Origin of the sequence: Plectonema cf. radiosum LEGE 06105 (assembly GCF_015207665.1) — a bacterium.
Lineage (GTDB): Bacteria > Cyanobacteriota > Cyanobacteriia > Cyanobacteriales > Nostocaceae > Rivularia > Rivularia radiosa_A.
This window is the reverse complement of sequence record NZ_JADEWL010000238.1, coordinates 1-5,644: the sequence shown is the minus strand read 5'-3', so window position 1 is coordinate 5,644 and position 5,644 is coordinate 1. Positions and strand designations below refer to the sequence as shown.

Sequence of the window (5,644 nt, the reverse complement as noted above, 5' to 3'; positions counted from 1 at the left end):
CAAGGTCGTTTGAGCAGATGCTACAGAAACATTACTACTACAAGGGCTACGGCATTCTAATTGAGGAAGATACTCTATTCGATTTTGGTTTTCACATCTCTGGATGCAGGCAATCCCGGGATTTTTGGGGATTTATTGACGAAAGCTATTGTCTTGCTGGAGCCAAAAAATTTATTGACGAGAAGTTGTTAACAGCAACCTCAAAAACGTAGAGGAGTTAATTTAACAGTAACTAGCTGAAAGATTGAGTTATTGTAACAGCAACCTCAAAAACGTAGAGGGGCTAATTTAACAGTAATTGCGGACAGGAGCAGCCACTATGCTCAGCAACGGTTAATTTTTGCGCTTGCCATGATTCAATTACGCGAGTTGGATACACGCGCTGTTACCCAACATTCTTAAATTTAGCTTTCTGAAAATACCGTATATGGGGGTCATTCCGGAAGTGAATCGGAACCCTATTAATTGCAGTTTACGTACAAGTACCACCATATAAGCGTTTGGAGCTAACTCGATCGCTTCTACTTTTACATAAAAGTGGAAATACCTCAACTTCCCCCCCATCTGATCAAGTTTGAGTCTTCGACCGTAGCCCCAAAGAATCGAGCTTCAGAGATACTCGCTACTTACTACGTAGTTGTCAGGCTCCCAAAGTTCGTTTTTGGTTTTTAGTCGATACTCCTGATATGCAGGGGGTAAAGATTTTAGCGGCTCATGGCTTTTAACAATGGCATGAGCAAAATCAATGGCTTGCTGTCGGGTGTATGCGGGGAATGAAACCGTGACTATACCATCAGGAAATTTAACAACGGCTTCAAAGTGAACAACGTCTTTATCTTCATTGTTAAAAATCTCCCCCATTAATCGGTCAATTCTTATAATCGGTTTAGCTAATTCTTTTACGCTTGTTTCCACGATTTCAACTCCTTGATAAATGCATCTAGCGTTTTACCCGCTGTAGATTGTCCGCCTACCTTCATTTTATTTAACACCTTGGTTTTTAACTTCTCCAAATCGGGTAATTGGGAGTCACTGACGGATGATTTCTGTAACTGATTATGTAACTCTTTATTCTCAGTCTGTAACTCTTCAACTTGCTTATGTAACTGTTCTATCTTTTTATGTAACTCCTTAATCTCTTCATTGTTGGTTATACTGGTTTGTGAATCGTCATGCTTTAGCCCGGTAGGCATCTGTCCGTCTACCGGGCTTGAAGCTTTACCAGCGCTTGTTTTACTTCCGAGCGTAAAGCTGTGACTTCATTCCTTAGCTGGTTAACTTCCTCACTAGTTGCATAGGAGGTTACAGAGTTAGTTACATACTTTTCTTGAGTCGTTACTTTAGGACTGTCAACTAGTAGCTGTTGTTCTTCTTTATCAATGTCTACAGCGATTTCCTCTAGCTTATGTATCGTGACGTTCTCAATCACTCCTATGTAACGTCTATGTAACTTTACTCTACTTTTCCTATAGCCTACCCAATAACCTGTATTCTCTCTCTTGACTGTAATCGTTTTTATTCCTTGCTGCATGGGAGTGTAGCGAAAAGACTCTACAGCATTTAAGTCAAAATCAATCACGCCGTCAGTTACTACTGGTTTGTCACTCATGGTTACATAATTAATGTTGTATGTAACCTATTGTGTAACCTATTATGTAACTTGTCAAGCAGTTACATAAAGTTACTTACTGAGTGTTCCGACTTCGATCTAAACACTCATTCATGCTGCTTTATCTTCTTGAGTCGTGGTTAATTCATTGCCGTTCTCGGCTTCAATTCCTTTCAACAATAAATACTTACCCAAGCTTGCTAACGTCCTTGCTTCTCTCTCAGCACGTTCCTCAAGTTGCTCGTACAACTCCTTATCAATCGTGATGGAAATACGCCATTGCTTCTTGGACATTACACACTACTATCACACTCAACACTTTTAACGATAACAGCACTAATATAGAAATTTCTTATATAACGTTATATGTGCTAGTAGCGCTACCTGTGATATGGTTTATCTAGAGTTAATAGCACACTTAGCGCTAGCATGATTGAAACACAAATCGCGACAAACGGAAGTGTACCCGTGGCTGTTACGGGTAAGACTACCAGAAAACTCCGTCAAAACTATCCTTCCTTGCCGTCCGCGCCGGGTGAAAGCGAGATGTCAGATGCGAATTACAGCTGCAAGGTTGACTCATCTCCTAGCAATTGGGACTCAGTACCTTTGTACTCAGTGTTCTCCTTATCCGCTGATGGGAGTTTTCCTAAAGTCAAAGTCACTCGCTCGAAGTTCTGCGACTTGCGGTCGGGTAATTCTCAGACCGTTGGGTCTGGTCGTTGTTATCGTGTGATTTTTTAATTGCCATTGGAGACAAGATGATTAATTGGTTATTTGGAAGCAGCAATAAAGATGAAAGTGATTCGGATTCGGATATCGAGCTACACGATTTGAGTAAACCAGCATTTTGGGAAAACTTAGGAGTTAAGCCGATTATCGTTGACCGCAATGACCCGGATTATATCGAAAAGTTGGGAGATGAAGTTTGCGAAAGAATTAAGCAAGTTGCTGAACATCTGAAAAAAGAAGAGTGAATAACTCCAATAAAAACGCGATCGCCATTTTGATTTTTATGTTTCTCCTTATTTGGTCGGTAGCCAAACAAGGAGAGAACCAACAACCAAAATTACAAATCGAATTACGGATTGAATATGGCAGTTGAATGGATTCACATCAAGTTACCGGGGTGGAGACACTTAGGACGGTACCTAGTTTGGGGAGTAGGTAGAGTAGGATTCTCATTCTGGTTATTTAGTGTCACTGGTACAAAAGAAGCGCTAAAAGTAGGTATAGCGCTGTTAAGCATGACGGAACGAGCTACTCAACAGTTGCTGTCTGTGTACAACCAATTACCGTACATGGGGGTACACGGTCAACAAGTAATAGATACAACCGCTATTCCATTACCTTTAGAACCTGAGAACATCTGTACCAACTTAATGGATACTCTTGCCGGTAAACACGCTTTAATCGTAGGCGATACGGGTTCTGGCAAGTCATTGCTAGCTCAATATCTCGCTTATCAAGTCGGAGGGGAGGTAACGGTTTATGACCCCGACGCTTCACCTGACGAATGGAGGGGGTTAAACGTTGTAGGTAGGGGGGGAGACTTTAAAGCAATTTCTGATGCTATGGCAAACGATTTAATGGAGTTGCAAAGAAGAATTGAAGTTAGGGGGCAACAAGGTGATAAGGCACTCGCTGGATTAGATAGCGTTTCGATTGCTGAAGAGTTCCCATTACTCAAGGATGAAATATCTAACGCTAGCGAATGGTTAATCAAGCACGCTAGACGCGGACGCAAACCTAAACGTTTTATCATTGCCTTGTCCCAAGATGATAACGTCGTAACGCTAGGAATTGAAGGTCAAGGGGGAGTGAGAAAGTGTTTTAGAATGGTGCGACTCGGTAAATTCGCGGTTACTCACGCCAAGCATATTAAAGATAAAGCGATTGAGGAATGGTTAACCGCTGGAAAATTTCGTTGCATGGTTGATGACCAGCCGTGTCAACTCCCCGACCTTTCTAGTTACAAGATGGTTGTACCTCAGTTACAGATTACCGGGGGTTCTCAAACAGTGGTAACGGCTGAAACCACCGCACAGCAAGTATTAGAGCCAATTGAAACGTCGAAAAAACTTGACCGGGAAGTGGTGCGTAGGGTCGTAAAAGCCTGTACAGAAGCGGGTTTTAGCGATTCAAAGATAATCAAAGAATTTTTAGGCTATCAAGGTTCTCAGTTTGGGCAAGGCAAGGAAATTCTTGCAGAATTAAGGAGAGAATAAACCAAAAAGATTGACTATTTTCTCATTTGATTAGAGAATTCTTACTAATTTGGCGATTTCACAATGGTTAAGTGAATTTACAAGGATAAAAACTGTAGGCGCTGTTGTCGCCTTTGAAGTGTCGCCCTTCACGAAATTTTGATTAGCAAAAGGCAAAGCAAAGCTTGCCATAGCTTTGCTTTGAAGAATAACTGTAAAAAAAGTTGTGGTTAGTCCATGCTTATGGCTTTACCGCAAACTTCTAATGAAATGGTTGTTCATCTCTATATAACTTTAGAGTTATGCAACGTTGATGGCAACAGTATGCATAAGTATTAAAGTTGGCTTGACTACAATCTGAGATAACACAACCAAAATAGCGGAAGTTAGCAGTAAAGATAAAAGGGGACTGACCACGGCAAGGAGTAGGGGAGATTGCCGTCAGTTCTAGCGTTCACAACAATTAACATCACAACTGAAATAATCCTACAGACATATACTGTGAGGATTCACTCACGCATAGCGCGTAATCCGTGGGCGCGGTTGTGGTATTTGTGCAAGGGCGTAGATAAAGACGGTAGCGGTCACGTAAAAATACCGCTGGAAGTTATTGAAATTCTCCTAGATTCCGACAAGACAACTATTTACCGTTATCTACAAGACGGTAAACAAGTCGGGGCATTCTGGAAATACCGCGTTAAGCGGGGAATGGTGGAAGTCTATCTAGGAAGTTTAGGTAAAGTTTGTTGGAACTTAAATTTAAGGAATTGGGGGACAGTAGCAACAGTACCGTTATCACTCGTTATCACCAATATAAGGGAAGTAACAACGGGTATCGTTACACAACAATTTCAACAAAAATCGCGGTACGCCGTAGATAGGAAACTGAAACCAGAACACCGGAAATATTTTGGAACACCACATCCAAACGAACTATTCGTGAAGCAAGTAGGGCAATCCTTACTTAAACCCGCTGTAGGGGAAGTACCTTGCGTACTTCACGTTAGTGAGAAACGGATTTTTGTCTCCAAAAACTTTCCGGTATTCGGTACGAGCCAAAAAACCATCTCTAACGAGTTTGGCATACATCGCGTAACGGTTCAACGCCATCAAAAAACTTTGGGCATTGAACGCCGTCAGCTATGCCAAGCCAAGGGTGAGTATACTCATCTCAAGCTAGCGTTAGAGCATGAGAGTTTGGAATTTAACGCACTCGATCCTATGGGAACGGGTAAAGATACCAAAATCGGGTTTAAGGTCTTAGAGGACAAAAAAGTGCTTTTTAGTGACGGGGTACCTCATGGGAGTAAGAAGAGAATTCCCAATACCTACACAACGTCAGTTGATGGATTGCAGCAACGTTTATTCACGACTGGTAAAAAGTACAAGAAAACTTGGTTAGCCAAGTGTAACATTTACCGTGAAACCTTTACCCTAACTACGATGCGGTACGCCAAGCGTAAATTCCATTACAACTTATCTCGCGGGGTTTATGGCAACTGTCACACACCGGATGTGACAGTAATCGAGAAAATCGTGCCGGGGGTGCAACATCCCCTTTGTGAAAGGGATGATTGTCTGACGAGGATATGAAAAGCATTTTTGAGAATTTTTTTTCACGGACAGCAGCAGCTTTTAGACCTTAAGAAGCTGTGAATAACCCATAGGGTTATCGGGCTAGTACATTATTCACTCGTTCATCAAGGTCGTTTGAGCAGATGCTACAGAAACATTACTACTACAAGGGCTACGGCATTCTAATTGAGGAAGATACTCTATTCGATTTTGGTTTTCACATCTCTGGATGCAGGCAATCCCGGGATTTTTG

The 5,644-nt window shown here is 41.7% G+C and carries 9 protein-coding genes; 5 read left to right on the top strand and 4 right to left on the bottom strand.

Annotated features, from left to right (window positions below; all coding sequences use genetic code 11):
• A partial coding sequence (locus IQ247_RS32970; protein WP_228060211.1) for a hypothetical protein occupies positions 1 to 212 on the top strand: 212 nt, incomplete at its 5' end.
• A gap of 397 nt (positions 213 to 609) precedes the next feature.
• Here the strand turns inward: IQ247_RS32970 and IQ247_RS31115 are convergent.
• The 4 genes from IQ247_RS31115 to IQ247_RS31100 all read right to left on the bottom strand — a co-directional run bounded on the left by IQ247_RS31115 (position 610) and on the right by IQ247_RS31100 (position 1,903).
• Entirely contained in the window at positions 610 to 915 is a 306-nt protein-coding gene (locus tag IQ247_RS31115; protein WP_193925977.1) for a hypothetical protein, read from the bottom strand.
• Positions 900 to 1,193, bottom strand: a complete 294-nt coding sequence (locus IQ247_RS31110) for a hypothetical protein (RefSeq protein WP_193925975.1) — start codon at positions 1,191 to 1,193, stop codon at positions 900 to 902. Before IQ247_RS31110 ends, IQ247_RS31115 begins: the two co-directional genes overlap by 16 nt.
• Positions 1,194 to 1,201: 8 nt before the next feature.
• Positions 1,202 to 1,609, bottom strand: coding sequence for a hypothetical protein (locus IQ247_RS31105; RefSeq protein ID WP_193925973.1), 408 nt, complete (start codon positions 1,607 to 1,609; stop codon positions 1,202 to 1,204).
• Between the two features lie 111 nt (positions 1,610 to 1,720).
• On the bottom strand, positions 1,721 to 1,903 hold the full coding sequence (locus IQ247_RS31100) for a ribbon-helix-helix domain-containing protein (protein WP_193925971.1): 183 nt from the start codon (positions 1,901 to 1,903) through the stop codon (positions 1,721 to 1,723).
• Positions 1,904 to 2,370: 467 nt separating this feature from the next.
• Here IQ247_RS31100 and IQ247_RS31095 point away from each other — a divergent pair, with 467 nt between their 5' ends.
• From IQ247_RS31095 to IQ247_RS31085, 4 genes are all read left to right on the top strand, one after another.
• Positions 2,371 to 2,586 carry a hypothetical protein gene (locus IQ247_RS31095; protein ID WP_193925969.1) on the top strand — a complete coding sequence of 72 codons (216 nt, stop codon included), beginning with the start codon at positions 2,371 to 2,373 and terminating at the stop codon, positions 2,584 to 2,586.
• Positions 2,583 to 2,714 (top strand): hypothetical protein, encoded by a 132-nt coding sequence (locus tag IQ247_RS33280; protein ID WP_265579731.1) that lies wholly within the window; start codon positions 2,583 to 2,585, stop codon positions 2,712 to 2,714. The genes IQ247_RS31095 and IQ247_RS33280 overlap by 4 nt, the downstream gene beginning before the upstream one ends.
• Positions 2,704 to 3,837 (top strand): ATP-binding protein, encoded by a 1,134-nt coding sequence (locus IQ247_RS31090; RefSeq protein WP_193925967.1) that lies wholly within the window; start codon positions 2,704 to 2,706, stop codon positions 3,835 to 3,837. The genes IQ247_RS33280 and IQ247_RS31090 overlap by 11 nt, the downstream gene beginning before the upstream one ends.
• Before the next feature lie 480 nt (positions 3,838 to 4,317).
• Positions 4,318 to 5,409 (top strand): RepA, encoded by a 1,092-nt coding sequence (locus IQ247_RS31085; protein WP_193925965.1) that lies wholly within the window; start codon positions 4,318 to 4,320, stop codon positions 5,407 to 5,409.
• Positions 5,410 to 5,644 lie beyond the last annotated feature (235 nt).